General features: G+C 59.0%; 21 protein-coding genes and 2 pseudogenes. 10 read left to right on the forward strand and 13 right to left on the reverse strand.

The genetic code is table 11. The annotated features are described in order from the left end of the window. Positions 1 to 32: 32 nt before the first annotated feature. A pseudogene (locus EFQ99_RS31120) lies at positions 33 to 2216 on the reverse strand (DUF1217 domain-containing protein). Positions 2217 to 2428: 212 nt separating this feature from the next. After that, positions 2429 to 3076 (reverse strand): TetR/AcrR family transcriptional regulator, encoded by a 648-nt coding sequence (locus EFQ99_RS31125; RefSeq protein WP_126924898.1) that lies wholly within the window; start codon positions 3074 to 3076, stop codon positions 2429 to 2431. 612 nt (positions 3077 to 3688) lie between these two features. Here EFQ99_RS31125 and EFQ99_RS31130 point away from each other — a divergent pair. Continuing rightward, positions 3689 to 5506 carry a methyl-accepting chemotaxis protein gene (locus EFQ99_RS31130; protein WP_126924899.1) on the forward strand — a complete coding sequence of 606 codons (1818 nt, stop codon included), beginning with the start codon at positions 3689 to 3691 and terminating at the stop codon, positions 5504 to 5506. A 144-nt stretch (positions 5507 to 5650) separates the two neighbouring features. Next, positions 5651 to 6046: a DUF4112 domain-containing protein gene (locus tag EFQ99_RS31135; protein WP_126924900.1), complete on the forward strand. Its 396-nt coding sequence runs from the start codon at positions 5651 to 5653 to the stop codon at positions 6044 to 6046. A 36-nt stretch (positions 6047 to 6082) separates the two neighbouring features. Here EFQ99_RS31135 and EFQ99_RS31140 read toward each other — a convergent pair whose 3' ends face one another. The 4 genes from EFQ99_RS31140 to repA form a co-directional block, all read right to left on the reverse strand. After that, the gene (locus EFQ99_RS31140) at positions 6083 to 7138 is read right to left on the reverse strand and encodes a DUF1176 domain-containing protein (RefSeq protein WP_126924901.1); all 1056 of its coding nucleotides are present in this window, start codon (positions 7136 to 7138) and stop codon (positions 6083 to 6085) included. Positions 7139 to 7342: 204 nt separating this feature from the next. Beyond that, positions 7343 to 8635, reverse strand: a complete 1293-nt coding sequence (gene repC / locus EFQ99_RS31145; protein ID WP_126924902.1) for a plasmid replication protein RepC — start codon at positions 8633 to 8635, stop codon at positions 7343 to 7345. 156 nt (positions 8636 to 8791) lie between these two features. Continuing rightward, the gene (gene repB, locus EFQ99_RS31150; protein ID WP_126924903.1) at positions 8792 to 9772 is read right to left on the reverse strand and encodes a plasmid partitioning protein RepB; all 981 of its coding nucleotides are present in this window, start codon (positions 9770 to 9772) and stop codon (positions 8792 to 8794) included. Between the two features lie 75 nt (positions 9773 to 9847). Beyond that, positions 9848 to 11044 (reverse strand): plasmid partitioning protein RepA, encoded by a 1197-nt coding sequence (gene repA, locus EFQ99_RS31155; RefSeq protein ID WP_126924904.1) that lies wholly within the window; start codon positions 11042 to 11044, stop codon positions 9848 to 9850. Positions 11045 to 11434: 390 nt separating this feature from the next. On the opposite strand from repA, the gene EFQ99_RS31160 reads away from it, so the two are divergent. The 4 genes from EFQ99_RS31160 to EFQ99_RS31180 all read left to right on the forward strand — a co-directional run bounded on the left by EFQ99_RS31160 (position 11435) and on the right by EFQ99_RS31180 (position 14220). Beyond that, complete coding sequence (locus EFQ99_RS31160) at positions 11435 to 12169, forward strand: NYN domain-containing protein (RefSeq protein WP_126924905.1); 735 nt, start codon at positions 11435 to 11437, stop codon at positions 12167 to 12169. Positions 12170 to 12324: 155 nt separating this feature from the next. Beyond that, positions 12325 to 12531 carry a cold-shock protein gene (locus EFQ99_RS31165; RefSeq protein ID WP_126924906.1) on the forward strand — a complete coding sequence of 69 codons (207 nt, stop codon included), beginning with the start codon at positions 12325 to 12327 and terminating at the stop codon, positions 12529 to 12531. Between the two features lie 1030 nt (positions 12532 to 13561). After that, complete coding sequence (locus tag EFQ99_RS31175; protein WP_126924907.1) at positions 13562 to 13810, forward strand: type II toxin-antitoxin system VapB family antitoxin; 249 nt, start codon at positions 13562 to 13564, stop codon at positions 13808 to 13810. Further along, positions 13807 to 14220, forward strand: coding sequence for a type II toxin-antitoxin system VapC family toxin (locus EFQ99_RS31180; protein WP_126924908.1), 414 nt, complete (start codon positions 13807 to 13809; stop codon positions 14218 to 14220). Before EFQ99_RS31175 ends, EFQ99_RS31180 begins: the two co-directional genes overlap by 4 nt. A 179-nt stretch (positions 14221 to 14399) precedes the next feature. Here the strand turns inward: EFQ99_RS31180 and EFQ99_RS31185 are convergent. Then, positions 14400 to 15210 (reverse strand): annotated as a pseudogene (locus EFQ99_RS31185) (hypothetical protein). A 9-nt stretch (positions 15211 to 15219) separates the two neighbouring features. Next, positions 15220 to 15519 carry a type II toxin-antitoxin system Phd/YefM family antitoxin gene (locus EFQ99_RS31190; RefSeq protein WP_126924909.1) on the reverse strand — a complete coding sequence of 100 codons (300 nt, stop codon included), beginning with the start codon at positions 15517 to 15519 and terminating at the stop codon, positions 15220 to 15222. 157 nt (positions 15520 to 15676) lie between these two features. Between EFQ99_RS31190 and EFQ99_RS31195 the strand changes: the two genes are divergently transcribed. Further along, entirely contained in the window at positions 15677 to 15952 is a 276-nt protein-coding gene (locus EFQ99_RS31195; protein ID WP_126924910.1) for a type II toxin-antitoxin system Phd/YefM family antitoxin, read from the forward strand. After that, the gene (locus EFQ99_RS31200; protein ID WP_126924911.1) at positions 15939 to 16370 is read left to right on the forward strand and encodes a plasmid maintenance toxin (PemK-like); all 432 of its coding nucleotides are present in this window, start codon (positions 15939 to 15941) and stop codon (positions 16368 to 16370) included. Before EFQ99_RS31195 ends, EFQ99_RS31200 begins: the two co-directional genes overlap by 14 nt. A gap of 471 nt (positions 16371 to 16841) precedes the next feature. Here the strand turns inward: EFQ99_RS31200 and EFQ99_RS35235 are convergent, their stop codons facing one another. The 5 genes from EFQ99_RS35235 to EFQ99_RS31225 all read right to left on the reverse strand — a co-directional run bounded on the left by EFQ99_RS35235 (position 16842) and on the right by EFQ99_RS31225 (position 22850). Then, entirely contained in the window at positions 16842 to 17009 is a 168-nt protein-coding gene (locus EFQ99_RS35235; protein ID WP_164736471.1) for a hypothetical protein, read from the reverse strand. A gap of 264 nt (positions 17010 to 17273) precedes the next feature. Then, complete coding sequence (locus tag EFQ99_RS36185; RefSeq protein ID WP_342635432.1) at positions 17274 to 19118, reverse strand: IS66 family transposase; 1845 nt, start codon at positions 19116 to 19118, stop codon at positions 17274 to 17276. A gap of 230 nt (positions 19119 to 19348) precedes the next feature. After that, a complete protein-coding gene (locus EFQ99_RS31215; RefSeq protein ID WP_126924912.1) occupies positions 19349 to 19828 on the reverse strand; it encodes an NUDIX hydrolase in 480 nt (159 codons plus the stop codon). A gap of 191 nt (positions 19829 to 20019) precedes the next feature. After that, complete coding sequence (locus tag EFQ99_RS31220) at positions 20020 to 22113, reverse strand: ATP-binding protein (RefSeq protein ID WP_126924913.1); 2094 nt, start codon at positions 22111 to 22113, stop codon at positions 20020 to 20022. Then, positions 22110 to 22850 (reverse strand): response regulator, encoded by a 741-nt coding sequence (locus tag EFQ99_RS31225; RefSeq protein WP_126924914.1) that lies wholly within the window; start codon positions 22848 to 22850, stop codon positions 22110 to 22112. Before EFQ99_RS31225 ends, EFQ99_RS31220 begins: the two co-directional genes overlap by 4 nt. 216 nt (positions 22851 to 23066) lie before the next feature. Between EFQ99_RS31225 and EFQ99_RS31230 the strand changes: the two genes are divergently transcribed. Both EFQ99_RS31230 and EFQ99_RS31235 read left to right on the forward strand, forming a co-directional pair. Beyond that, on the forward strand, positions 23067 to 24089 hold the full coding sequence (locus EFQ99_RS31230) for an ABC transporter substrate-binding protein (RefSeq protein ID WP_126924915.1): 1023 nt from the start codon (positions 23067 to 23069) through the stop codon (positions 24087 to 24089). A gap of 116 nt (positions 24090 to 24205) precedes the next feature. Next, complete coding sequence (locus tag EFQ99_RS31235) at positions 24206 to 25231, forward strand: ABC transporter substrate-binding protein (protein ID WP_126924916.1); 1026 nt, start codon at positions 24206 to 24208, stop codon at positions 25229 to 25231. Positions 25232 to 25255 lie beyond the last annotated feature (24 nt).

The raw sequence follows: 25255 nt of genomic DNA on the forward strand, positions 1-25255 counted from the left end.
CGCCTCGGACAGCGGGACGCTGCAGCAGCCCCTCACCCGCTCTTCAATTGCGCGACTGCAAGCAGCGTATCGGCGCTGATCGAGGTCGAGCCGGTCAGGATGGAAAGCGCGCTCGAGGTGGTGCCGGTGCCGTTTGCCATATCGTACATGGCGGTAAAGCGCTTGATCAGATCCTGCACCTTGTCGGGGGCGGAGAGATCCTTGATGTCGATGAAATTGTCGATCATCTCGGCCTGCTTGTCGACGTCCATGTTGGAGACGTAGCTGGAGAGATTGAAGCTCGTCGTGAAGAACTCGAAAAGCGCGCTGTCGCCCAGAATGTCGTAGGCGTTCGAAATCTCCGGCGCCTTGCGTTCGAAATAGAGCGCGAGCCGCACACCGGTATTGCTGTCGCCCTGGTCGTCTTCGAGCGTCAGGCGGACATAGGCATCGACCGTTTCCAGCACGTCGCCGCGCTGCTGCACCGTCCCGGTGGGATCATCCGAAATATTGCCGTCCTGATCGAAATTGAAAGCACCGACGAGCTCGGCGAAACGATTGTCTTCCAGCTTGTTAACGTAGCTGTCTTCGTCGTCGAGGTCGGAAGAGAACATCCTTTTCAGCTGGTCGGCGGTGACGTCATCGGGATCGAGCCCCTTCGCCTCCAGCGCGAAGGCGACCAGCCTGTCATCGGCGAGAAACTCGCTGGCAGAAGTGATCGTCGCCATCTGATCGCGGAAATAGGTGATCTCGTCATCGGCCGCGTCGGTCGCCTCCGTCAGCTCGTCGCCTTCGAGGTATCGGATCTTGTTCTGCTTGTAATAGGCAGCGTAGTCATCGACGACCGATTCCGACATGGCCTGCAAAGGAACGGTCACATCGCCGTTATCATCGAAGTTGAAGGCTTTGCGAAAGGCGAAGAACCGGTCATCATCGAGGCTGTTGACATAGCTTTTCGAGTCCGAAGGATCGCTTTCGAGAATTTTCCTGACCTCGCTTCTCGAGACACTGTCCGGGTCTATGTCATAGGCCCGCAGCGCCATTTCCCACAATTCCGGAAGATCGTCGTTGTCGTCATCGTCGTCATCGGCGTTCGACACCAGGAAATCGTCGATCGAGGTGACGCTGGCGATGCGTGTCGTATAGTTGTCGACGGCGTCTTGCGTGTCGGTATTGGCGATCAGCACCTGATAATCTTCATCGAAGGCGGCCGTCGTCGCGGCCGTCTGTTCCGACGTCTGGGCCGTGTCACCATCGGCAAGCGCGCCGTCCTCATCGAAATTGAAGGCGTCGTGCAGGTCAGACAGGCCGATCGCGTCGGCGAGGTCGGCGCTTTTCAGTGCTGCGGAAATGAAGTTGTCGGTTTCGCTATCGGTGAGCCCATAGGCAGTCCTCAGATAGGAAACCAGCTTGTCGTCGCTCATCAACTGGTCGACGGAGGTGATGTTTCCGATTTCCGCTGCGAAATAGCTGTCATAGGCCTCCCCCGTTTCCGTGGAAGCGATCGTCGACGAGGCCACCGCATAAGCGCTTGTCACAAGCGAGAGCTGGTCTTCCGACATCACGTCGCCGTCGGTCGAGCCATCCTCGTTGAAGTTGAAGGCCTTTGCCAGGCAGACATAGACATCGTCGTCGAGCTGGTTGACGAAGCTGTCGGCGTCGTCGACATCGCTCGTCAGGACGCTCTTCAGGAAGCTGGTCGAGGTATAGTCGGTGCTGAGGCCAAAAGCCGTCAGCACATAATTCTTCAGTCTCGAACTCGAGAGCAGATCGTCGACCGAGGTGATCGACGAGATATTCTCGTCGAAATAATCCGTCTCGTTTTCGATGTTTTCTGCCTCAGTGTCGAAAGAACGCTCATAAGCGTCGAACAGGCTGTCGCGCTGCGCGTCCGATTGCGCGGTCTTGGTCTCGCCGGCGAATTTGAAGGCGGCGGCGAACTCGGCATAGCGGCTGTCGCTCAAAGTGTTGGCAAAGCTCGATGAATCGCTGAGGTCGCTTTCCAGCACCTTCTTCATCAAGGCCTTTGGCATAGGTCATGTCTTCAAGGCCGTAGGCCTTCATGGCATAGGAATAGAGCTTGTAGTCGCCCATGAATTCGTCGACGGTCGTGACCTTGCCGATGTTCTCCTTGTAATAGGCGCTGTCGCGGGCAACCGTTGCCTGGGAGGCCACGCTCGAAAGGCTGGCGTTCAGATTCGCGCGACCGCGAGATAGCTTACATAGGTGGAAACCAACGTTTGCCCCTTCCGATAGGCAGGGCGCTACCACGCGAAAGCCTGCTGGGCAGCCACGGGTAAACCTCTGATCTTTGCTGAGATATCGTCGCCGGTCATGGCGAAGCGCAGCCACGTTCATGCGGCCGAATCGACTTAATAGAACTCTATAGTTCTATAATTCATCCGGTGCGGAATGGGAAGCTGAAATTGAAGGATTGCAGCTTTGCCGCTTATGCGGCGCCGACGCCTGCAGCGAAGATGGCGATGCAGCGGCGAAGGTGGGCAAGCAGTTCAGCCTGATTGGCCCAGGCCTGCGCGCGTCCTTCCGGCGGGCCCATGGCCCCGAGGATCATATCCATCAACATCCGGGCGCCGCTCGCCGGGTCATCCAGCGACAGCCTGCCTTCCGCCCGGCGCTCGTTCAGCCAGTCGGCAAGCTCCTGCCGGCTGGCCAGCATGCCTTCGCGCTGCAGGATCTCGATAAGCTCGGGAAACTGCGCCGCTTCGCGAAAGACGATTTGCAGGAAACCGGCGCGATCGGCATCCATGTCCTCGTCCATGTCGATCATGAAGATCCGTTCGAGGCTTTCAGCGATCGGGATATCTTCGGCAGGCCTCGGCAGGTCGAGCATCAGCCGCCGATGCGCACCCACCACGGCGGCAAACAGCTCTTCCTTGCTCTGAAACAGCTTATAGAGCGTCTGTTTGGAAACGCCCGCCTCGGCGGCAACGACCGCTGTCGTGCTTCCGGCATAGCCGTATCTTACGAAAACACGGCCGGCGACGGCGACGATGTGCGCACGCTTGTCTTCGTCACTAGAGACTTTGGGCCGGCCTCTTTTGCGCGGCTCATCTGAGGGCTCGTCGATAACATCCATGATGGTCTAGGCCGCTCCGCCGAAACGCATGCCGGCCACCTGAGAACGCAGATTACGATTTCTGATGGACGATTTCCTCAGCTGTGGCATTTGCAATTTCAATTTATAGAACCAATTAGTTCCGCAATGCGTTCATCCCTACCCTCTAGCGATCGAACGCTTATGACGACAATTTCTCCCGCCACATCGGCCTCTTCCTATTCCCATAGCGAGAATTCGACATCTGCAGGACATCGCATCCTCTAGTACAGTTTTTGCGAAAAAATCAACCACAACCGGACAGCGTAACGATGACACCTCCCAGCGGCTGGCAAATTGATGGCCCAGCTGATGTTGCCGGCGATGAACCCCTGCGCCAGCTCCCGATCCTGTCTGGAGCCTTTCGATCCCGGCATCGAAGATCTTATTAATCACGCGATAGTTGGCTTTTGTTATATTGGCGTTCCCAAATGTAGTATTCACACGAGAATTTGATGTGAAAAGGCATCAAAAACTTTCTCGTTAAGAGCGAGCCTTAGAAAATTAACTATATTGAAGTGTCCCTGTGAAATAGTGGCGTACGTAGATCAGGCACCTTGAAGCACAGGTGCTAAAAGTTATTTGGAGGCAGCCTTGGCATTTACCATTGCCCGTAGTCTGGTGGCGTTCGGCGTCGCCGTTTCAACCGGGCTTTTCATCTCGATCGGATTGCAGCAATCGGCGCTGGAAAGGCTAGAAGTCAACGGCCCGGTTTACGAACAGGTCGTCTACGGCAAGGATCTCGTTGCCGATATTCTTCCGCCGCCGCTCTTCGTCGTCGAGTCCTATATGCTCTCCTTCGAGGCGAGCAAATTTCCCGAACTGACCGAAACCAATCTCGCGAAGATCGCAGATCTGAAAGCCGCTTATGACGACCGCCGCGCCTATTGGAAAACCACCCGGCTGCCGCAGGCTTTGAAGGACGAGCTTGAAAACGATGTGCTGGCCAAGGGCGATGCCTTCTGGGACGTGATGAATCGTGAGATCATCCCGGCCCTGAATGCAAAGAATGAAGACAAGGCGCGCGGCGCGATCGAGCAGTTGCGCGTCGCCTTCCATACGCACCAGGATGCTGTGGAGAAACTTGTCGCGAATTCCGACGCCTTCATGAAAAATGAAGAGAGCAACGCGGCTTCGGAAATCGTGCGCTGGACGATCTATGCGGGTGCTGCCGGTTTTGGCTCCGTCGCACTGCTGATCGTCGGGCTCTACCTCCTGCGTCGCCGGGCAATCGTGCCGCTCGACGGCATGAAGGCCTATATGGGCAATCTTGCCGAAGGCGATTTTTCCACCGAAGTTCCTTATGCCAACCGTTCCGATGAGATCGGCGCCATGTCAAAGGCCGTGGCGGTGTTCCGCCGCAATGCGCTGGAACGTCAGGACGCGCAGAAGCGCGAAACAGCGCTTCGCGACGCGGAATTCGAGCGCGAACGCAGCCAGATGGCCGAAAAGGCAGCCGAGGAACAGATACGCGAAACGGTGATCGACCAGCTTACATATGGGCTGGAGCAATTGTCGCAGGGCAATCTTGATTGCCGCATCACGACACCATTCGCCGCCGCCTACGAGGCCTTGCGCGCGAAGTTCAACGACAGCATGAACGCGCTTTCCGCCTCGATGGCCGAGATCGCCCGGACCTCCAGACAGGTCGGCAATTCCTCGACTGACATCACTAACGCCGCCGATAGTCTCGCCTCGCGCACGGAGCAGCAAGCCGCGATGCTCGAAGAAGCCACGACCGCGCTCAAGGAGATGAACGCCAAAACCAAGGACGCCTCCCATCATGCCGGCAAGGCAACCGGGATGATGGCCGAGACCCGCACCAGCGCCGAACATTCGGCAGCCGTCGTTCGCGACGCGATCGCCGCCATGGAAAGGATCGAAGGCTCGTCCGCCCGGATCGGCGACATCGTCAACGTCATCGACGAAATTGCCTTCCAGACCAACCTTCTCGCGCTCAATGCCGGGGTCGAAGCGGCGCGTGCGGGCGAAGCCGGCAAGGGTTTTGCTGTCGTGGCGCAGGAAGTGCGCGAACTCGCTTTGCGCTCGGCCAACGCCGCCAAGGAGATCCGGGCTCTGATTTCCACCTCCTCGACCCAGGTCTCGACCGGGGTGGACCTCGTCAACCGGACCGGCAAGGCGCTGATGGAAATCGAAGGACAGGTCGAGCAGGTTTCCACCCTCATCGCCCGCATCGCTTCCGTGTCCTCCGAGCAGGCAGCCACGATCGGCGAAATCAACGCTTCGGTCAGTGCGCTCGATGAGGTCACGCAACGCAACGCTGCCATGGCCGTTGAAACCGTCTCCGCTTGCCGCGCGCTCGGCAGCCAGACGCAGACACTGGAAGGCGTGGTTGGCCGTTTTCAGATCGAAGCACCAGCCGGCAGAGCGAGACCGCAAAGAGCCGCTTGACGTCATCGACCTGAAGGACTGACGCCGCAGACGAACCTTATCGGGCCTGCGGCGTTTCACGGCAATGGACAATCATTGTCGTGATCCCGCACCTTCGCTGCATCAGGACCTCGCGCCGCAATCTGCGGCGCCGCAGGAATTTTGATGCCGACCTCCGCTGACACCAAACGCCTCACGTCAATCGAGCGCGAAAGAATCCGGCGCGCCGTCCGCATCGCTCGGCTGATGGACACCGCCGTCAGATTGCCCGTCATCGGCGTGCGGATCGGGGCGGACTCGGTTCTCGGCCTCATCCCGGCCGTCGGCGACGTCGCCGGATCCCTCATCGGTCTTTACCTCATCAATGAGGCAAGACACCTTGGCGTTCCCAACCACAAGCTGGCGCGCATGGCCGTCAATCTCGGCATCGATGCCGCCGGTGGAACGGTTCCCCTGATCGGCGATCTCTTCGACATCTATTTCAAGTCGCATCGCCGAAACGTCGGCATCATCCTCGAGCATTTCGGCTTAAGCGAAAGCGAGTTGGATCGGCGCATGTGAAATGTCGATCGCCTTTGGGCGGAAGCCCGCGGCAACTTATCTCGTCCGGAACAGGGTCGGCCAGTCCACAGCCTGGCTGCCGCCGCACGATGACTGGAAGGATGCGTCCGCAAGCTTGAACTTGGCATCATCCCACACCCATTCGGCAGAGAGGCCGCAGTCACCGACGCCACGTCCTCTGCCGGATATCTGCAAGCTTCCGGTACCCGGATCGAAACCCGGCTCCACGAAGAGCGTCGTCGGACCTTCGCCCTTGCCGAGAGGAAGCTGCGGACGAAAGGGAATGGGGACACCGTCTCCTTTCATCGGCTGGATGAAGGCGAGCGACGATCCCTGGTAAGCACCCATGATGCAGGGGATGAGAACAAGCGCGTGGTCTGCATCGAGGGGAAAAACCTCGGCGTTAAGTCCCTCATTCGCCGCGTCCGCTTGGCATCCTTCACTCTCGAAAAGCGCCTTGCCTGCGCCCATGACCCGAGCGATCAGCCGTTGTCCTTCCGCATCCGACAGGCTGATCTCGATCTTTCGCCGATGGACGACCGGCAAGGCAGGCGCAGCAGGCACCTTCGAAGCGGAAGCATTCCCTGCCTTGATCAGCGCGGTGACGCCGCCGACGCGTCCCTGACGATCATCCATGTGCAGAAGAGCGGCAACCATGCCGTCGAGCGGAATGACCGCCTTGTCATCGCCGACCTCGATCTTTGCGTCATTGCGCAGATCCGAAAGAAATTCCCTCACCGCCGCGGGGTCGCTCGTCGAGATCGTCGTCAGGTCCTCATCCCGGGAGAGCGTCCAGGACGACCCAAGATGCAGCGGTTCCCCGTCGGCGTAAAAGTCGCCGAGGCCGACAGGAAAAGGCACGCTGATCGTAACCTCGGTGGCCGCGTCCGGACCGGGGGCACGGATGAAGCGCATGTCGGGGCTGCTGATGGTGCCGTCCTCGAAGCCCTTGGCTTCACACTTCAACCCATTGTCGCAGACTGCCAACCACGATTTGTATTTGTCGTAGGACGGTTCCGCAGCGCTTGCCGGGCCACACAGAACGGTGCCCGCCAAAAGGATTGCACTGGTCCTTTTACAGAGCTGCTTCATTCACCGCTTCTCCATCGACTACACCTTGTTGAAATTAAATCATTTCCTGGCGTGGCCCGCGCGGGAATCCTGGTACCGGCACGCTCTGCAACGAATGCGAAACTCCACCATGAGCACCTGCCAGCTTGAACACCACTACCGAATCCCGAGCTTACCTGGACTTGTAAAATGAACAATGCGCATATGGCGTCTGGTCTCTTTCCATCAGCCGGCAACACGCCGCACTCCACCATTTGCCCGCACCAGTGCCATCAGCATCGGGCCGATTGCAAACTCGCCTCTCTCGGTCCTTCGGGTGAGATTGCGGAGATAACCGCCGGGCGAATTGATGTGTCCGCCTCTTTCCAGAATACAGGCGATCACCGTCGCGGCGTTTTCCGGCCCCATGCCGGCGCAGGCCTCCTCATAGGCCGAGGGGCTGACGCCCAGCATCGAGCGGACGACCACGGCGGCCGACATCAGGTCGCGCCAGTTGCCGATCGTTCCGCCCGGTCCGTAATCGTGAATTTGCGGGCAGGCCTGGAGAACGAGGCCGAGCGGGAAGGATTTCAGGCCATGCCCCGTCGCCGGATCAGCCATCGGCGGTTTCCTGCCGGAAGGCCCCTGATGTTTCAGCCTTGGCTCGTCCTGCGGCCCGGCGACCGGGTCGTTATCGGCCGCCGCCTTCGCGCCCTGCTTCGTTTCGAAGCTTGGTTCAAGTTCAGATCTGGAGTCGGGGTTTGAATTCTGTTTGTGGCGCTCAATTTGAGACTCATTGGCGTCCATTTTTTTAATTTTTACCTGTCTTTCCAGCAGGTTGACCGCTTCCTCGCGCAACAGCCCCATCTCGTCGAGCAGCGCCGTCAACGCCCCCGCGCTGGCCACGCGCGGAAGCCGCAGCACGAGATCGCGAAACAGCATCGATATCTGCTCCCAGTCGCCCGGAACTCCTTCCTCGATGGCTGCCGCAATCAGCTTCGAGATATCGCGCCGGCACACCGTCAGGCGCTCCCTGGTCGCCCTGACGAGCTCCCGGTCGGCGACTGCCGCAGCGGCAAGGCTTTCGATCTCGACCGCACGTGCCAGAAGCGGCGCGACGCTGAAGCCGAAGGCCTCGCCGATCGCCCCCGCCCTGTCGCGGCGCGCATAGCGCTTTCCGTTCGCGCTGTCCTTGCGCAGGATCAGGCCGGCCTCGACCAGCACGGCAAGATGCCGCCTCAGCGTCGCCGGCGTCATCCCACGGGCGCGAAGCGAAAGCTGCGCGTTCGAGGGAAAGACGATCAGGCCTCTCTCCTCGGAAATCTCGTCGTCGGGATAGAAGGTCAGAAGCGCATCGAGCACCGTCAGCGCCCGGTCCGTCACGCCAAGCGCCGGCCGTGCTTCGCAGATCGCCCTGAACAGCTTCCATTTGCTGCGTTTTATCCCCGGCTCGATCGTCTCGGCCAGTTGCTGGCTTGCCAGCATGCCAAGCGACATCGGCCGTCGCCCAAAGGGCGTCGTCACATATCCACTCTCCATTTGCCTTCACCTCAGTTTAGGCAAAAGAACTCTGCTCACCAAAAACCGGCGCCAAGACTCTTGACTGTGATTCGTGGAAATGCGATTCTCGATCTGCTAGGAATACGAGGAAGGCTTCCACGACTTGGTCGTTTGGGGGCCTTTTTCTTTTGCTGTCTACTCTCCTTGTTGAACGTTTCTGCCTCGATAAGCCTTGTAGAGATCCGTCAGGTTCTCGGAGAGGAAGTCTCCAAACCCGACCGCATCCTTGGCCTTCAAAGCGAGTGTAAAAGTACGTCCGTCGCTCCGCAGGTCGGCGGCAACGGACTTATCTTCAGAAATCCATTTGCTGGCACGACCCTGTTTCGACGGACCCGAGCGGCCTGACGCCTTGATATGAGTCAGCAGGACGTTAAACCGATCGTCCCCCGTCTTTGCACCGAATTCCTCGGTTCCAACGAAGGCGCGCGCCCTCGCCAGGTTCGAAGGCCGCTCCAACAGGGTCTTCAACTCATACCATCGATCGCGCCCGATGCCTTTGGCGGCGCCGACGGCATCCAGCAATTCCCGAGGCATGCTCGCTACCGCCAGCATCTTCGACAGGGTCGCCCTATCCACGGAGAGTGCTGAGAGAATGATCGCATTGTCGCCATCGAAGTGAAGCCGCGCGATTTCACTCGCAAACATTGCCTTCTCGAAAAATGACAGATTGGCGCGCGCCGAATTCTCTTGCCCCTGCGCGACCAGATGATCACTGTCTTTTAGGTCCTTGACGACCGCACGGACTTTCCTTCCGAGCGCCCTCGCCGCTCGGAGACGCCGGTGTCCGAACACCACCATATAGCGCTCGGAACTCTTGGGATGGGGTCGCACCAGGATTGGGCTATCCTGGCCACGCTCGCGAATTGCAGAAAGCAATTCATCAAATTCCTGTTCGTCGTCCTCAATACGATCCCGCACGAACGATGCATCAACTAGATCTGGGTCCAGTTCGATGACGGTCTCGCCTTCAAGCAGCTTGTCTGCACGGGCGGCCATCTCATCGATGGAGTTCAGGATCGACTTTGAAGCGCCCCTGATGGTGTAATCTAGCGCCGCCCGGTTGTTGTCGGTGGGCGTATCGCTCATCACATTGGCGAATGGGTTTTTCCGAGCCATATCGCTATCCTGGAAACCTTGATATCGGTTTGTTTTGGCTGAAGATTCTCGAGGTTTTGACGACCGTGAACATCATTACAGCCTCCCCCAAGCCTTATGGATCAACCCCTGAACCTCGAAGTTAACAGCATCCATGCATTCGATCGCCCGGTCATAGGTTTCTCGCGTGAAATTTGAGCGGTCAAGTTCGTAAAGGGTGCGTTTCGTCAAACCGGCATCGGAGATCGCGGTCGTCTTCACCATCGGGCTCTTAAGGATTTCCTCGGCGAACATCGATTGCATGAAGCCCAGCATCTGTACCTGAGGAACGTCCGTGGGCTCGAAGCGAGTGATCAGGTAACGGAGCCAGTCCATGCGCACATTGGCGCCGGCCTTCTTGATTGTCTTTGTGATATTGCCAAGCATGAGAAGGAATTGCGACATCGACATCAGGTCCAACATCTGCGGATGGACCGTAATCAAGACGGAGGTCGCCGCGGTTAGCGCGGTTAAGGTGAGATATCCGAGCTGCGGCGGGCAATCGACCACCACGACATCATAGCGGCCATCTACTTCCTCGAGCGCCTTACCGAGACGCGTGAAGAAACGCTTCCCCTCTGCGTCCCCCTGCATCGCAAGCGGCGTGTCGTATTCATATTCCTGCAATTCCAAATTCGCCGGGATGATGTCGAGGCCCGGGAAATTGGTCGGCAGAATGACATCGGCAATCGACCTGCGCTCGTTGTCATAACGTATCGCATCATAGAGCGAAGGGTTCCGATCAAGCTCTGGCTGGAAACCGTGCAGAGCCGAAAGCGACGCCTGCGGGTCAAGATCAACTGCAAGCACGCGATGTCCGGTGAGCGCCAAGTGCTGCGCGAGGTGAGCTGTGGTAGTTGTCTTCCCGGAGCCCCCCTTAAAGTTGACAACGGCGATGACTTGCAATTTGTCCCCCGGTTTGCGGTGGGGAACATATCTTTTGGCTTCCGTCTTTCCTGTCTTGTCGAGGAAAAACCGCAGCTCCAGCATCTGTTCAGCAGTGTAATACCTGCGATTTCCCGACATCGTGGTCGGCTTCGGGCCCTTGCCGTCGAGATAAAGGCGCTTCAAATTGCTCGGCGTGACGCCAAGATAATGTGCGACCTCAGCGAGCGAGAACTGGCGCAGCGTCTTTTTTGCGTTTGGGAGAGAATTCTCCAGACGCAGCTGATCAAGCTTGCGCGAGATTTCCGCACCTTGCATCAGGATCTTGTCGTCAAACTCAAACGACGGCAGCGAGCTAAACGCGTTCATTGTGCCTCTGGCCATTCTGTCGATAAAATCGCCGAAACCGGTGAAATGCCGTCATTATCTCCGATTCTCTGATTCTGACAAGAAAAATAGAGTTAATAGAAGGCTACCGGGCATCTGAACTGCAACTCATCGCGATTCTCTCTTGGAGTAAAGGTCGAGATCTGTTTATCCACCGAACTTGTTGACTGCCGTCAAAACCAGAGATTTCATCAATAAACGCAGTAGCTTACAGGTTGGATTGTGAGCATCTTTTCCGGCTGTCACCAAACACGTGTCGCTACAGCGTCATCAGCAGAACGCCAGCAGGCAACCTGATCGCCTCACCGCAAGCCAGAGAGGCTGATGAATTGCGATGGCGTCACATACCCTATCCCAAAGCGGAGGAACCCTATGCCGTCCGAAACACGATCGCCGCGCCTGGCTGTACTGATCGATGCTGATAACACCTCGGCAAAAATCGCGGACGGGCTGTTTGAAGAGGTCGCCAAAATAGGCGAAGCAAGTGTCCGACGCATCTATGGTGATTTCTCCGGCTCGCGGTCCAAGGGCTGGGCGGATGTGTTGGCCAAACACGCGATTATTCCACAGCAGCAGTTCGCCTATACGACAGGGAAGAATGCCTCTGACATCACCCTGGTGATCGATGCGATGGACCTGTTGCACAGTGCCCGGTTCGACGGTTTCTGCCTGGTGTCATCGGATAGCGATTTCACGCGACTTGCCGCCCGGATTCGTGAACAGGGCGTCGATGTTTTCGGCTTCGGCGAACAGAAGACGCCGGAAAGTTTCCGTCAGGCCTGCCGGCGGTTCGTCTACACCGAGAACCTTCTTCCCGGCACTGTCAAAGACGAGCACGATTCCGCGTCTGCCGACAAACCCCTGCAGCCGGCAACTGCAGCTGTGCCGTTCATCAAAAAGGTGCTGTCCCAAGAAAACACCGAAGACGGCTGGGTCAACCTGGGCACCGTCGGTAAGCAGCTCCTGAACCTGGCGCCGGACTTCGACCCACGAACGTTCGGCTTCCGAAAACTCAGCGATCTCATCCGCAAGACAAACCAGTTCGAAGTCCGCCAGGCCGAGGGCGGTTCCATCAGCATCAGAGTGAAGCAACGAGGCAAGAAGTAGGGTCGCCGCCGCGGGATTGGTGAGAGCAGGGACGCGGAAACCCGGGCTGTCCGTATGCTTTTCGTCGTGTCGAGAAGCGTCTATCAGTACATTCGCGAATAGGAGCATCTGCCGAGCCAAAGGGTTCGGCAAGACGATAATCAAAGGAAGATGTAATGGCGACTGGTACGGTGAAGTGGTTCAACGCAACGAAGGGCTTCGGTTTCATTCAGCCGGATGACGGCAGCACCGATGTCTTCGTCCACATTTCCGCAGTGGAGCGGGCTGGCCTGCGAAGCCTCAACGACGGCCAGAAGATTACCTACGAACTGGTAAAGGATCGCAAGTCCGGCAAGATGTCGGCGGATAACCTGCAGGGCTGATTGTGATTGCCATGCGATCACTGGAAGGCCGGATGCCCCCGGCCTTCTCCGTACCCGTTGCGAAGTATGTGACATCGATGCAGTCAGGCTGCCTCATGGGTCCGGCGGATTTGAGAATTTCGGCAAGCGCCGAAGCAGTGTGAGGCGGCTTAACGAACCAGCAGATCAGCAGCTTGATACTAAGCTGTTCTCCCTGACCAAGCCGCCGCCAGACAAATCTCAAGCCGAACGGGAACGCGTTCTCGATGCTATCGAGCAAGCGGTGGCGCGGAGGACTAAGCATGATCCTGTAATTGCGGTTTTTATCCTTCTGCTCTATCAGGAGGGCAGTAAGACCAGGTGTGGCGACGGCCGGAAAGCACAGGATGAACTGGTCCGAGGGCGCTCGAAATGCTCACAACCCTGAGACCTCGATGAGGTAACCGCGAGACCACTCGCGCCAGCTCTGATACTGTTGCGTCATTTCAGCTCGGACGAGGAGGCAAGGCTGGCACGTAGCGAGCGCTGCGTTCCAAATCGTCGGCTGTCACCGAAACAATAATTCCTAAGCGAGATCGAGTAGAGTTTTGCCTAGCGAGGCGAGGGGCATTGCTTCGACGTCATTTTTAACGGGAAGATTTCCGTTCCGGGATAGACGACGATGCGTCGCACGGGTCCAGATCCTCGCACGCAATATAAAAGCCTTTTTCGAGTTTTGGTTTCAGGCTGCAGTTGACTTCGATAGCCTGCTGACGCCCGCCCGGCGGGCTGAGGAGGAGATCGATTCCGGCGCCAGCCGCCGCAATTCGACGCTCAATCATCCTTGCATTTACGGAGTTTAATTCCGCAATTGCTAGGATAACCTTCATCCAATCCAACGGCTTCTGTGGCTGAATTTCCGAGAAATCGTCCCAGTTTGAGCAGGTTCGATCCGGCGCAGCGCTGTTGGTTGTTGCCGAAGCCCTAAAGTGGCACGCGCGATGGCAAGCCGGCATCTGCCATCTTGATGGCAGCGCACTTTGAGCCTATATTTTCAGTAAAGGAGACTGCAATGGCCGCACCACAACTTTCTGTCCGAAGCTCCAAGGCAAGGGATCTGGCTCACCGACTGGCGCGCCGTGAAAATCGTTCGATTGCCGAAGTCGTCGAGCGTGCGCTTGAAGCCTACGAGACACGCGAGGCGGGTCGCGAACCAGCGGCAAGTTTCTACCAGCGCGTCAACGCGCAAGCTGCCATAGATATCGACCTGGATTCCATCATCCGTGAAAGCCGTCGTCCTCACCCGGGCATCGAGCTTTGATCTTTCTCGACACGAACGTCGTCTCGGAGACGTTGCGAAAGGATCCTGACGAGGCCGTCATGGCATGGCTGGTTCGGTTCGACGCGGAATTGGCACTGCCCACTGTGACAATCGCCGAGATCGCTTTCGGCATTCAAAAGATCAGGCCGGACCAGCGGGCCGAGCGTTTGGAACAGGGGTTGACGGAATGGCGTCGTCGATTTGCCGACCGGATGTTTGGCCTCACAGAAGAAGCCGCGCTCGCTTATGGTGAAATCATGGGGCAGGCGGCTCGTCAGGGTCACGCAATGTCGGCACCCGATGCAATGATCGCCGCAATAGCGCACGTGAACGGCGGACGCTTGGCCACGCACAATCTCAAGGATTTCGAAACGACAGGTCTCAGCCTCCTCAATCCCTGGGATTTTTAACCCGCTCGAGTGCGTGAGCTTGTTTGCCGCATTTCTTGGGCTTGTTACCCGTGGAGTATGAGCGTGGCGGCAAGGCGAGGGCCTCTTATCAGCGGCTTTTGAACGCTTTGGGCTCTGTATTCGAAGGCGACTTTCGCCGTTTTGCCACATGAAATCAATCGCTGAGCGGCGCGTGCGGTTCAAAGCATGCGGGCGGCGCGGCCACTGCGCCGTGTCGCGTCGTTGTAGTAGCTTGATGCCTGTTGCACGGACCGGTGACGCGACTGCTCCATCGCTTCGGCAAGAGGAATTCCCCGATTGGCGTCACCGGTGACCGGCGCCTCGACCGTCAGTTGTTCTATGCGCAGGCCGGCGACTTCGCTGCGCCGGCGGCCGCCGGAGGCAAAGGCGACCATCAGGATCGCCCGGTCGCGAACATCGCGGAGGCTGTCGCCGCCCCAGGTCGCCAGCAGTTTCGCCAGCACGTCGCGCCGGTGACCGCCTTGGCGCTCTTGTGGCGACGTGGCCGCGGCACGGCGCGCACCGCCAGCCGGATCGCCGACTTCAGGGCAGGGGAGGCGAAGGCGGCCGTCGAGGCCGCGCCATTTGGTCAGCGTCGACCAGCTTGCCAGCCGCCGGCGCACCGTGTCAGGAGCATGCGGTCCCACCGATCTCAGAAAGCCCGGTCGCGAAGGCTGTGTTGGACATTCGCCGGCATGCCGTGCTCGGGATCGCTGTCGCGTCTCTGCGGATCAAAAAGATGGTGTGCCACGAATTTCAAGAGCAGTGCCTCCGGCGCCGGCCAGGGGAGGGGATCGCCGATGGCGGCCAGCGACCAGGCCTGCAGATAGGCAAGATCGGAGGTCAGGGCTCGCAGCGTATTGTCGCCCATGCCCTCGTTGACCAGATGCCGCAGGGTTTCGACATCTTGGTCGGTCAGCAGCTCGGAAAGTTCATCGCGGGGCCGATCGGCAGCACCGCGGCGATCGTGTCCAGCTCTTCGGCGATCAATAGCGGCGTTCATTTCGGGAGACCGTGTTCGTCGTAAAAATCGTCATGTGCTGAAGTGGTGTGGCCGTCGACAGCGACACGGCCTTCGGCGGCCAGTTTCAAGAACTTATCCATCCGGCTGGCACTTTGGGCGCTGCTCGAGGTTTCGTTGGCCAATGATTGGCGCTCATTTTTGCTGGGCTCGCCTTTGGCTATCGCCGTGAGGACAGCGACGGGAGTGCCATCACGGCAAATGATCACTTCATCTTTCGGCACAATCAGATCCAGAAGCTCTTCCAACCGTTCGGCCGCCTCGATCACTATGCGCATACCGTTTTCCCTTGCTTGATACACCCTATGCAACTGACAAGGTGTTGATCTCCGTGAACCTGTTCTGACGTCTGGCGGTCTGCGTTGTCGTTTACCTCGGGCTCAGCATTGCAAAACTTCCGGAAAATCCGTATATTCCGGAAAAAGGAGTTTTGACATGACCTCCACTGTCACGGCTGCCGTTGTCTCGAAGAATTTCGGCACCTATCAGGATGCGGCTGTCCGCGATCCCGTCATCATCACCAAGAACGGCCGTCCGAGAACGGTGCTGATCGCCTACGAAGACTATATGCGTCTGACGAAGCGGGATAGGCGTGTCGAGCTGACGTCGTCGCTCAGTGACAACGACCTTGCAGCGATCGAGGCTTCCGAGATGGGTGATGGCCTGGATCATCTCAACTCCGAGCTGACCGGCAAGCATGCTGCCGATTGAACCGAAGGTCGGCTGGGTCCTTCGCTACTCCTATCTCTGGCATTGGCAACATCTCGAAGGCCGCGAGGAGGGTGACAAGGATCGCCCGGCGCTTGTGCTGGCCATCGTCGCGCATCTCGACGACGGCACGCCGATGGTTCGCGTTTTGCCAATCACCCACACGCCGACCGGCAACGCCGAAGAGGCGATCGAGATTCCGCCGGCGACAAAGCGACGGCTTGGACTCGACGACGATCGTTCCTGGATCATGCTGACCGAGAGCAACCGCTTTGGCTGGCCGGGTCCGGATATCCGACCGGTCGATGGCGAGACGGGGTATATCGGACCTTTGCCGCCGGCGCTGTTTAGCGAGGTGAAGCGCCGCTTCGTCGAACTGGCCCGGTCGCAGCGGCATCGAGCGACACCAAGAAGCGAATAGCGGCATCACTCGCGGCCGCGGTGGCCCTGATTTACTACGATCCACACCGATCGGCGCTAAACGATTGTTTTTGCAAGCATTCCGCCGTGCTTATTCATAGGTGCAAGCTTGCTCTGGCTTTACTGAGCTTTCATCCACAAAATACGCGTATCAACTTGGATTTCGGATCAGTCACGGACTGGACTGCGGTGCCACTGTGGACGAAATTCAAACGCGAAGGCGTATCGGTAGCAACCCGTTCTTCACTTCCATAGTGTCGCGAATCTCCGGGTATGTTCAGCCCCGCCGTTGCAGAGGATGGGCCTCCTACAAACTTTTGATATCGAGAGGCACCGCAAGCATCAGAGGTTGGGCCCGCTACCGAGTTGGGTGAGGACGAAGTTGCACATGTTCCCCATACGCAAACGCGCACCAGCGGGCGTCTAGGGCGGAAATGCCGGAAAAGCAGCGGTTTCCAAGGTAACCTCACGATCAAAGGCCGGCTTCAGGGGTATTGAAGTCAGTCGTGGCGGCGGTGACGGACCATTCGCGCCGACGGCAACTGTCGAATTCCGCTTGCGCGAGTCCGGTCAACCCGGCCGAAATCGGCTGAAGAGCCCGGAAAGCCGGGCGTTTCCGGTCATCCAGGGCGACCGACATTCGCTGATTCCGGCATGAAATCAATCACTTCCGATAATTGATACTTATCGATGGCTAGTTGTCACGCTTCAGTCGCTATCGGTTACGGAAGTTAGAGGCCGATACGCTTCCAGAAAGGAAAAGAACAACGTTAATTCATATGGTTAACGAGATCGAAACGTGCTGAGCTGCGGGGGTAACCGGGGTAAGTGGAGCAAATTTGGTGGCACTGGCGGTTTGTTGGGCAACGTCGCTGAATGCGGCCGAGCCGAGCGGCTCCGGTGTTTAGGCCCTGGCGAGAACGATCGCCGGCAGCGGCGGGACTGGGTTACCTATGGTGCCAATGCCGAGCCGGTCACCGAGGAAGTGGTAGAAGGAAAGCCCCAACTTCTGACACGTCTTCATCAAACCAAGCATGACATCGCGCGCAACACGACCATCCTCGCTCATCGTACCGCCGGAGATCTTCCGCTTCGTGACAAACGTTCGTAGGTCATTCTCCGATGCGTTGGTGTGCAACGGAATATCGGGATGTTCGAGGACCTTCAGCAGCTCATTCTTTCGTCGATGCAGCCGTTCGAGCAACTTGTCGAGGGCCTCATAACCGGTGTGTAAGGTAAAGATCCTGTCGAACCGTCGTCGGAACGCGGGAGCGGAGTGAGGGGAAGGATTCTGCTTGTAGGCATTCAGCGCCTTGTAGAAGCGCCACACGAGATCGCGGGCCATCGTGAGCAGCCGCTCCTCCTTCGCGGTCGCCGGCATCAGCTTCTGCAGAAGGCGCTCGGCATGCACCCAGCACAGGGCGTGATTGCCGACGCGGAACTGACCGGCGTCGTCGGACACGATCACTATGTTGCCCACCAGGCCATGATGGCGGATGGCGCCCCAGAGGCCGGCCTCGGCAAGCGTGCCAATCTCCTGCCGGTCAAAGATGTCGATACCCTTGTCGGCCAGATGCGCCATGAATGGCACCTGGTTGCAGAAGCGCTGGGGTTCAAGAGCGCGAAGTCCGGCAGTAATGGCCGCATCCGCACGGCGTTCTTTCAGGTAATCGAACGCGGCATCGTTCGGCACATAATCCTGGTAGCCGCCGCGCAGTAGCGACAGGAAATTCAGGCGCGACTTCGATTTTGTGGTGCGAAAGACAGTAAAATTCGGGCCGCCGATGTGTGTGGCGTAATACAGATTATGGGAATGTCGGGCGCCGGTGTCGTCGACGGTGACATAAGACGACGACACCAGACCGGCATGCAACACCGCCGCGTCCTCGGCAACAAAGCCATCCAGCTGCCGGGTCAAAAGCCGGACCATCTGGCGTTTTGAGATGTCGAGACCAATGTCATTGAGCAATGTCGTCAGACGCGCGGTCGTTACCTGTCCCTGTGAATGCAACATCAGGCACAGCCGCCTGAGATTGGCGCCATAGCCACCGATGATCCCCGCCGGCAAGGCTGCCAGTACCGTCTTTCCATCCGGCGTCACCCAGCATTCGCGACGGTAATGCACAAGCTCCGCCTTGAGCACCAGGTCGCGAACATAGACGCTTTTGTACCCCTTGAAGCGTGAGCCGGCCGGGGCATTGATGCGCAGGATCTCCTGCCGGCTCACCCGTTTCACATCCAACTTCGCACCGCGCAGCTTCTTCTTTGTCTGGGCTTTGTTATCGGATTTGGCATCCGTCGCCTTGTCCATACCGGAGGAGCGAAGCGGCGAACTCAGCTTATTGATCTCGACGCTCGGATAAACTCGCTCCTCCAACAATTCAAGCGATCGGACGGTGCCCCTTATCGGGGCAAATCCATCAATGTTGACCTTTGATATCCGTTCTGCAGCAGAAAACCTGAACAGCGTTATATGAGCGATCTGGGGCGGTCTCGGATGCCAATCTTCGAAACAGACGGCATGTGAAATGGCCGAACGCAGTTTGCGCAGATCTGAGGGCTCCTGTGCTGCCTTTAGGAAGACAGCGGCTTCTGACGTAGCGACCTCGCTGAATTCGAGATCAATTGGCGGAGTCTTCTCAGCAAGCTTATCCACAATCTCCCTCCATTGGCCCTCTTTCAGCTTCCAGACCTCATGGTTTGGAACCGAAAAAAGGGCCGTCGCATCGATCAGGGTGACGATCGTCATGTGCAGGCTTGTGGCGGGGCCCGAAGAAGCGGCGCATTACTATGCTGCTCGATGCGGTCCTGCAGATCGCAGAGCTTTGATTGCATCATAGCGTCGGGAAAAAACTGCAAATGAAAAGCGCAGCAATGCCTCCTCCATAGCGTGTCGATCTTCGTTCGGATCACAAAAGGCCTCTCCAACTGATAAAACACGTTCTATCTACCGCGCCAGCCTGTACGACCCGCGAGGCCTCAACCTGCGTGTTTTTCCATGCGACGCAGTAAGCCTCGCAATTCGGGCTCATAGACGAGAGACGCAGCCTCAGCAGGTCGCATCCAGGCGAGCGTGCGACTTTTACACTCCGGGAAACGCTTCTTAGTATCATGGGCTTTAAGCAGATGAACCTCGACAAAAGCGGGAACCTGCTGCCCATCCTCGAGCGACTTGATGTAGACAAAGTGGCCGAAGATCCGCTTCTTCGCCCGTCCCTTCACACCAGCTTCTTCCCACGCTTCTCTTTCGGCAACTTCATGGGGAGCCAGCCCATCAATTGGCCATCCCTTGGGAATCGTCCAGCGCCCAGTCTCCCGGGTTGTAATCAGGAGAACTTCAAGGCCATCGTCGGCGATTGTGCGAAAACACAGGGCACCGTACTGCTGTGTAGACCTACCGTCGAGAATCGTCCTGGTGTGGTCAGCTAGCCGGTTTAATTGAGTTTTGACCTTCTTCATGCTGAGAAGTTGGGGCGTAAATCGATTCCTGACAAGCTACCCACAGTTCGGAAGCGTAGCTGAACGCTCGCCGTATCGGCGTAAAGCTGCCATTCGCCCCAGGATTCGCCAACCTCGGCGGGCCGCAACCCGGGGCGAGGTTTGCAAGTTCCATGAACCGCAAAACCATAACTCAGGACAGGGACTGCAATTCACGCTGGAAACCAAAGTTCAACGACTGTTCCCTTTCCCGACAACGAGGAAATGCGAGCATCGCCGCCGCTTTGGCGGACGAAGCCATAGACCACGGCCAAGCCAAGACCCGCGCCGCCTTCGGCATCGCGGGTGGTAAAGTAGGGCTCGAAGGCCTTGTCGACAGCCTCGGGTGTCATGCCGATACCGTTGTCCGTTACGCTGACGCTGACGCCGGCCTCGCTGCGGGAACCGCGGATGAGGATGGTTCCGCCCGCAGGCATGGCCGCGGCGGCGTTGAGGCAGAGATTGAGGATCGATTGCTCGAAGAGCGCCGTGTCGATCAGGACGGTGGGCAGGCCGTCGGCTATCTCGAAGGCAAGCCGGCATTTTTCGCCGATGGCGATTTCCAGCACGTCGGCCATGCCGCGCAGCACCGCGCCAATCTCCACCGCGTCCGGATGGATCGGCTGCTGGCTGCCGATGGAAAGCATACTCCCGGCCAGCGACCTGCCGCGGTCGGCTGCCTTGCGGATGCGGGCGAGATGCCGCTTTTGCCGGTCATTGAAGCCGGTTTCGCGCTCCAGCAGGCCGAGGCTGCCGGTGATGATACCGATCATGTTCCCGACCTCGTGGCTCACCTGGTGGGTCATGCGCATGATGCCGTCGAGGCGTTGGATCTTTGCTGCCTCTGCCTCCTGCCTGTCCATTTCGGTGATATCGCGCGCCAGCAGCACGATGCCGCCATCCGGTTGGCGCGATAGCGACACTTCGGTTACCCGGCCGGCGTCGGAGCGGTGGCGTAGCACGGAGCGGTCGGAGAGCAGGCCGGTGTCGTTCTCGGCCGGCAGGAGTGCCGGATCGATCTCTGGCAACGGCGTCACGAAACTGCGGAGCGGCAGTTTCCTGGCCGAACCAGACCAGCCGACCAGCTCGATGACGCGCCGGTTCATGGTGATCGGCCTGCCGTGCGGATCGAAGAGCGCGATGCCCTCGTTCATGCTGCGGAAGGTGGAGCGGATGGTGCGGGCTGCGGCCTCCGCCGTGCGCCGCAGTCGTGTCACGCGCTCGACGCTCTCGCGGAACGCACTGAAGGCTTCGAGCAGGCGCACCAGTTCGGTCTCCGTGCCGTCATAGCGCGGCGCATCGACATCCTTGCGCCCTTCCGCCAGTGCATTCATGCCGTTCGAAAGCGAGACGATGCCGCGTGAGACGCGCATGACTGAGCGGATCGAGACGACGGCCATTGCCAGCACGAGCAGTGAGGCGAGGGCGACGATGACAAGGATGCGGCTCAAGGCATCGGAGGTCGAAACGAGATCATCGCTTAGGCTGCGGGCAACGGCCTCGCTTTGCGTTTCCGTCGCATGCGACAGATCGCGTGAGACCGTATGCAGGCGCGAGACGGCGGCACGGATGGCGAACATTTCGAGGAGATAGCGCGTCTGTGCCTCGAAGACCCGTTCGTAAGGCGCAAGATCGGCGACGGCAATCCGGATGTCCGGCGAAGCGCGTTCGAGACGCGGGGCGGTTTCGGAGACGTAGCGCCGCCGCAATTCACCGAGCTGGAAGAGACTGTCTGAATTGGAGGCGGATTGCACGATGGCATTCAGCCGACTGCGGAAATCGGCATCCGCAATGCCGCTGCCGGTCGCGATCTCGCCGAGCGCTGCCGCAGCCTCCGCCTTGTGCTGCTGGGCGGATTCCGCATCTCCTGCAAGCGCCGTCGTCTGTGTGCGGATCGTTTCCAGCAGCTCGACGATGCGGTTGCTCGCAAAACCCCTGACGGCGGCCCCGTCGTTTTCAGGTTGCATGGCGCGCAACAGCGCATCGACCTGCACGACGACCGAGCGACTTTCGCTGGAGACCCGGTAGGGCGAGGTCGCATTCATCAGAAAGGGCGCACTGGAGACGAGGTCGGAAACCTGGCGTGAGACCAGCGAGGCCTTGGCGAGACTCGAAAATGCCTGCAGACCGTAGGCCGCCATCTCGTCCCGGGCGCGCTGAAGTCCGTAGACCGCAATAGTCGCCAGGCTGAAAACGAGCACGCAGATGAAGGCGATGGCGAAAGGCAGCCGGAAGGCGATGGACGAGAGGAACGAACGGCTGATCACGACGATGGCTCACCATCGCCTGTGCTCAGAACATAGCCTTTGCCGCGGCGCGTCTGGATGTGGCGCGGCAGGTCCGGATTGCGCTCGATCTTGCGGCGAAGGCGCAGCACGAGCACGTCGACATTGCGGTCAATGTAGCGTTCGCTCTCAGCTCCAAGGCGGTCAAGGATAAGCGCGCGGCTGACAGGCATGTTCGGCGTCTCGGCAAGGATTTCGAGCAGGGCGAATTCTGCGCTGGTGAGCGACTTGGCGGGATCGGTCAGGCAGACGGCGCGACGGTTCTTGAGATCGACCGACCAATCGCTGAGCTTCAGCGCCGCCGGTTCGTGCTCCCGCTCACTTTCCCGCTCCGGCTTCAGCGAGGGGATCGTCCGGCGCAGCACGGCCTTAATACGCGCCGTCAATTCGATAGGTTCGAAGGGTTTGACGACATAGTCGTCGGCCGCCGTTTCGAGGCCGAGCACCCGGTCCGCGGCGCTGCCGGCAGCTGTCACCATGACGATGCCGATATTGGTCTGCGCCCGCAGACGCTGCGCGAAGGTGCGGCCGGAGGTGCCGGGCAGGTTATGGTCGACGAGCACGAGATGCACGGTTTCGCGCGAAAGCACGATCGCGGCCTCCTCCGCCGACGGCGCGGTGAGTGGTGTCCAGCCTTCCGCCTCCACGAGGTCGGAGATAAGCTCCGCCATGTCCGGATCGTCCTCGACGATCAGAATGCTGATCCTCTCATTTAACACATGCACGTCCTCCCGCATCCATTATAGGCAGGGCCGTCACGATCTTCAAAGCGGGCTCGTGTTATGCGCTTTGTCACATTTGTAACCTTTGACATTTTTGAGGGGATCGTCGTGGGCAAAGCTGTAAGAACCGTAACCATTCTCCGATTGCGCAGGGCAGCAGATGTGACATCCTGACTGCGGAGATTGGGACGCAAGGTCCAATGGGAGGAAATCGTGAGAGGCATCACCGCTTTCAGCGCGGTCGCGGCTTTGTGGCTCGCGAGCGCCGGCACCGGCATAGCTGCCTCGTCGCTCACCGTTTTATGCGGTGTGGACGAGATGTGGTGTGCCGCGATGAAGACGGCCTATGAGGCGAAGACCGGGGTGGAAATTTCGGTGACCCGCAAGAGCACCGGCGATATCCTCAATCAGATCCGCGCGGAGAAAGCAGCGCCGACCGTCGATGTCTGGTGGGGCGGCACGGGCGACACCCATCTGCAGGCCGGTTCTGAAAACCTGCTCGAACCCTACCAGCCGGCCCATGAGCGCGACATGCTGCCCTGGGCGCAAAATTTCTTCGCCATGTCCGGCGGCCGCTCGGCCGGCATCTATGCCGGGGCGCTGGGCTTTGCCTACAATGCCGATCTGCTGCGCGAGTTGAAGCTGCCGGCGCCGACCTGCTGGAAGGACCTGACGGACATCGCCTATCGCGGCCGCATCCAGAGCGGCAATCCGAATTCGTCCGGCACCGCCTTCACGACACTTGCGACGCTGGTGCAACTCTTCGGCGAGGATGAGGCTTTCCGTTATCTCGCCGCGCTCAACCACAATATCGAGCGTTACACCCCCTCGGGATCTGCGCCTATCAAGGCGGCGGCGCGCGGCGAAACGCTTATCGGCATTTCCTTCATGCATGACGCCGTCACGCAGAAGCAAGCGGGGTTTCCTCTCGTGATTGTCGCACCCTGCGAAGGCACCGGCTACGAGATCGGCGCCGTGAGCATCGTCAAGGGTGCGAGAAACATCGAGGAAGCAAAGCGCTTCGTCGATTTTGCACTAAGCCCGGAAGGGCAGGGGACCGGGGCGGCGTCCGGCCAGAACCAAGTGCCATCCAACGCGAAATCCGGCCTGCCGCTCGCAGCCCCTGACATTTCGATGATCAAGATGGTCGACTACGATTTCGCTACCTTCGGCTCGCCGGAGGAACGAAGTCGACTGCTCCGCAGGTTCGACGCGGAAATTGCCGCAACGAACTGATCGAGCCCTTTAGACAACCGCAATCGGAAATCGTGAACGCGCCGCCGCGGGCAGGCCGAAGGCCGCGCTGTGTCTTGTTCACGCGAAATCAAACCCAGGCAACAGGAGGATGCCCCATGAAAATCAAGACCCTTTCCCTGCTCTTCGCCGGCACGGCGCTCGGGGCGCTACCGGCGCAGGCGGCTGGCGAACTCAATCTCATCTGCTCGGCCGATGTCGTCATCTGCGAGCAGATGAAGGGCGATTTCGAGAAGGCGCATAGCGACATCAAGGTGAACATGGTTCGCCTCTCGTCCGGCGAGACCTATGCCAAGGTGCGAGCCGAGGCTCGCAACCCGAAGACCGACATCTGGTGGGCCGGTACGGGCGACCCCCATCTTCAGGCAGCCTCGGAAAATCTGACGCTGGAATATAAGTCGCCGAAGCTCGATGAACTCAACGACTGGGCGAAGAAGCAGGCCGAAAGCTCTGGCTACAAGACGGTCGGCGTCTATGCCGGGGCGCTCGGCTGGGGCTACAACACGGAAATCTTCAAAACCAAGGGCTACAAGGAGCCGGTCTGCTGGGCCGACCTTCTGGCGCCGGAATTGAAGGGCGAAATCCAGATCGCCAACCCGAATTCTTCCGGCACCGCCTACACCGCGCTCGCCTCGCTGGTGCAGATCATGGGCGAGGACCAGGCCTTCGACTACCTGAAGAAGCTGAACGGCAACATCTCGCAATATACCAAGTCCGGCTCTGCACCCGTCAAGGCGGCTGCACGCGGCGAGACGGCGCTCGGCATCGTCTTCGTGCATGACGCGGTGGCGCAGACGGCGGAAGGTTTCCCGGTCAAGTCGATCACGCCCTGCGAAGGCACCGGCTATGAGATCGGCTCCATGTCGATCATCAAGGGCGCGCGCAACCTCGACAATGCGAAGATCTGGTACGACTGGGCGCTGACGGCGGAAGTCCAGTCCCGCATGAAGGATGCAAAGTCCTTTCAGCTGCCTTCCAACAAGAGCGCGGTAATCCCGAAAGAAGCGCCGCGCTTCGAGAACATCAAACTGATCGACTACGACTTCAAGACCTATGGTGATCCGGCAAAGCGCAAGGAACTGCTGGAACGTTGGGATCGCGAAGTCGGCGCCGCCGCCAACTGATGTCCTGAACGGCGGCGCCTGTCT

This window comes from Rhizobium vallis (genome assembly GCF_003985155.1).
GTDB lineage: Bacteria > Pseudomonadota > Alphaproteobacteria > Rhizobiales > Rhizobiaceae > Rhizobium > Rhizobium vallis.

What these genes read in the sequence shown, in the direction of transcription:
- EFQ99_RS31135 (WP_126924900.1), top strand. Translation starts at nt 5,651, where the DNA reads ATGCCGACCTCCGCTGACACCAAACGCCTCACGTCAATCGAGCGCGAA.
- EFQ99_RS31160 (WP_126924905.1), top strand. Translation starts at nt 11,435, where the DNA reads ATGCCGTCCGAAACACGATCGCCGCGCCTGGCTGTACTGATCGATGCT.
- EFQ99_RS31195 (WP_126924910.1), top strand. Translation starts at nt 15,677, where the DNA reads ATGACCTCCACTGTCACGGCTGCCGTTGTCTCGAAGAATTTCGGCACC.
- EFQ99_RS31215 (WP_126924912.1), bottom strand. Translation starts at nt 19,828, where the DNA reads ATGAAGAAGGTCAAAACTCAATTAAACCGGCTAGCTGACCACACCAGG.
- EFQ99_RS35235 (WP_164736471.1), bottom strand. Translation starts at nt 17,009, where the DNA reads ATGTCGGTCGCCCTGGATGACCGGAAACGCCCGGCTTTCCGGGCTCTT.
- EFQ99_RS31165 (WP_126924906.1), top strand. Translation starts at nt 12,325, where the DNA reads ATGGCGACTGGTACGGTGAAGTGGTTCAACGCAACGAAGGGCTTCGGT.
- EFQ99_RS36185 (WP_342635432.1), bottom strand. Translation starts at nt 19,118, where the DNA reads ATGACGATCGTCACCCTGATCGATGCGACGGCCCTTTTTTCGGTTCCA.
- EFQ99_RS31125 (WP_126924898.1), bottom strand. Translation starts at nt 3,076, where the DNA reads ATGGATGTTATCGACGAGCCCTCAGATGAGCCGCGCAAAAGAGGCCGG.
- EFQ99_RS31190 (WP_126924909.1), bottom strand. Translation starts at nt 15,519, where the DNA reads ATGCGCATAGTGATCGAGGCGGCCGAACGGTTGGAAGAGCTTCTGGAT.
- repB (WP_126924903.1), bottom strand. Translation starts at nt 9,772, where the DNA reads ATGGCTCGGAAAAACCCATTCGCCAATGTGATGAGCGATACGCCCACC.
- repC (WP_126924902.1), bottom strand. Translation starts at nt 8,635, where the DNA reads ATGGAGAGTGGATATGTGACGACGCCCTTTGGGCGACGGCCGATGTCG.
- EFQ99_RS31140 (WP_126924901.1), bottom strand. Translation starts at nt 7,138, where the DNA reads ATGAAGCAGCTCTGTAAAAGGACCAGTGCAATCCTTTTGGCGGGCACC.
- EFQ99_RS31235 (WP_126924916.1), top strand. Translation starts at nt 24,206, where the DNA reads ATGAAAATCAAGACCCTTTCCCTGCTCTTCGCCGGCACGGCGCTCGGG.
- EFQ99_RS31175 (WP_126924907.1), top strand. Translation starts at nt 13,562, where the DNA reads ATGGCCGCACCACAACTTTCTGTCCGAAGCTCCAAGGCAAGGGATCTG.
- EFQ99_RS31200 (WP_126924911.1), top strand. Translation starts at nt 15,939, where the DNA reads ATGCTGCCGATTGAACCGAAGGTCGGCTGGGTCCTTCGCTACTCCTAT.
- repA (WP_126924904.1), bottom strand. Translation starts at nt 11,044, where the DNA reads ATGAACGCGTTTAGCTCGCTGCCGTCGTTTGAGTTTGACGACAAGATC.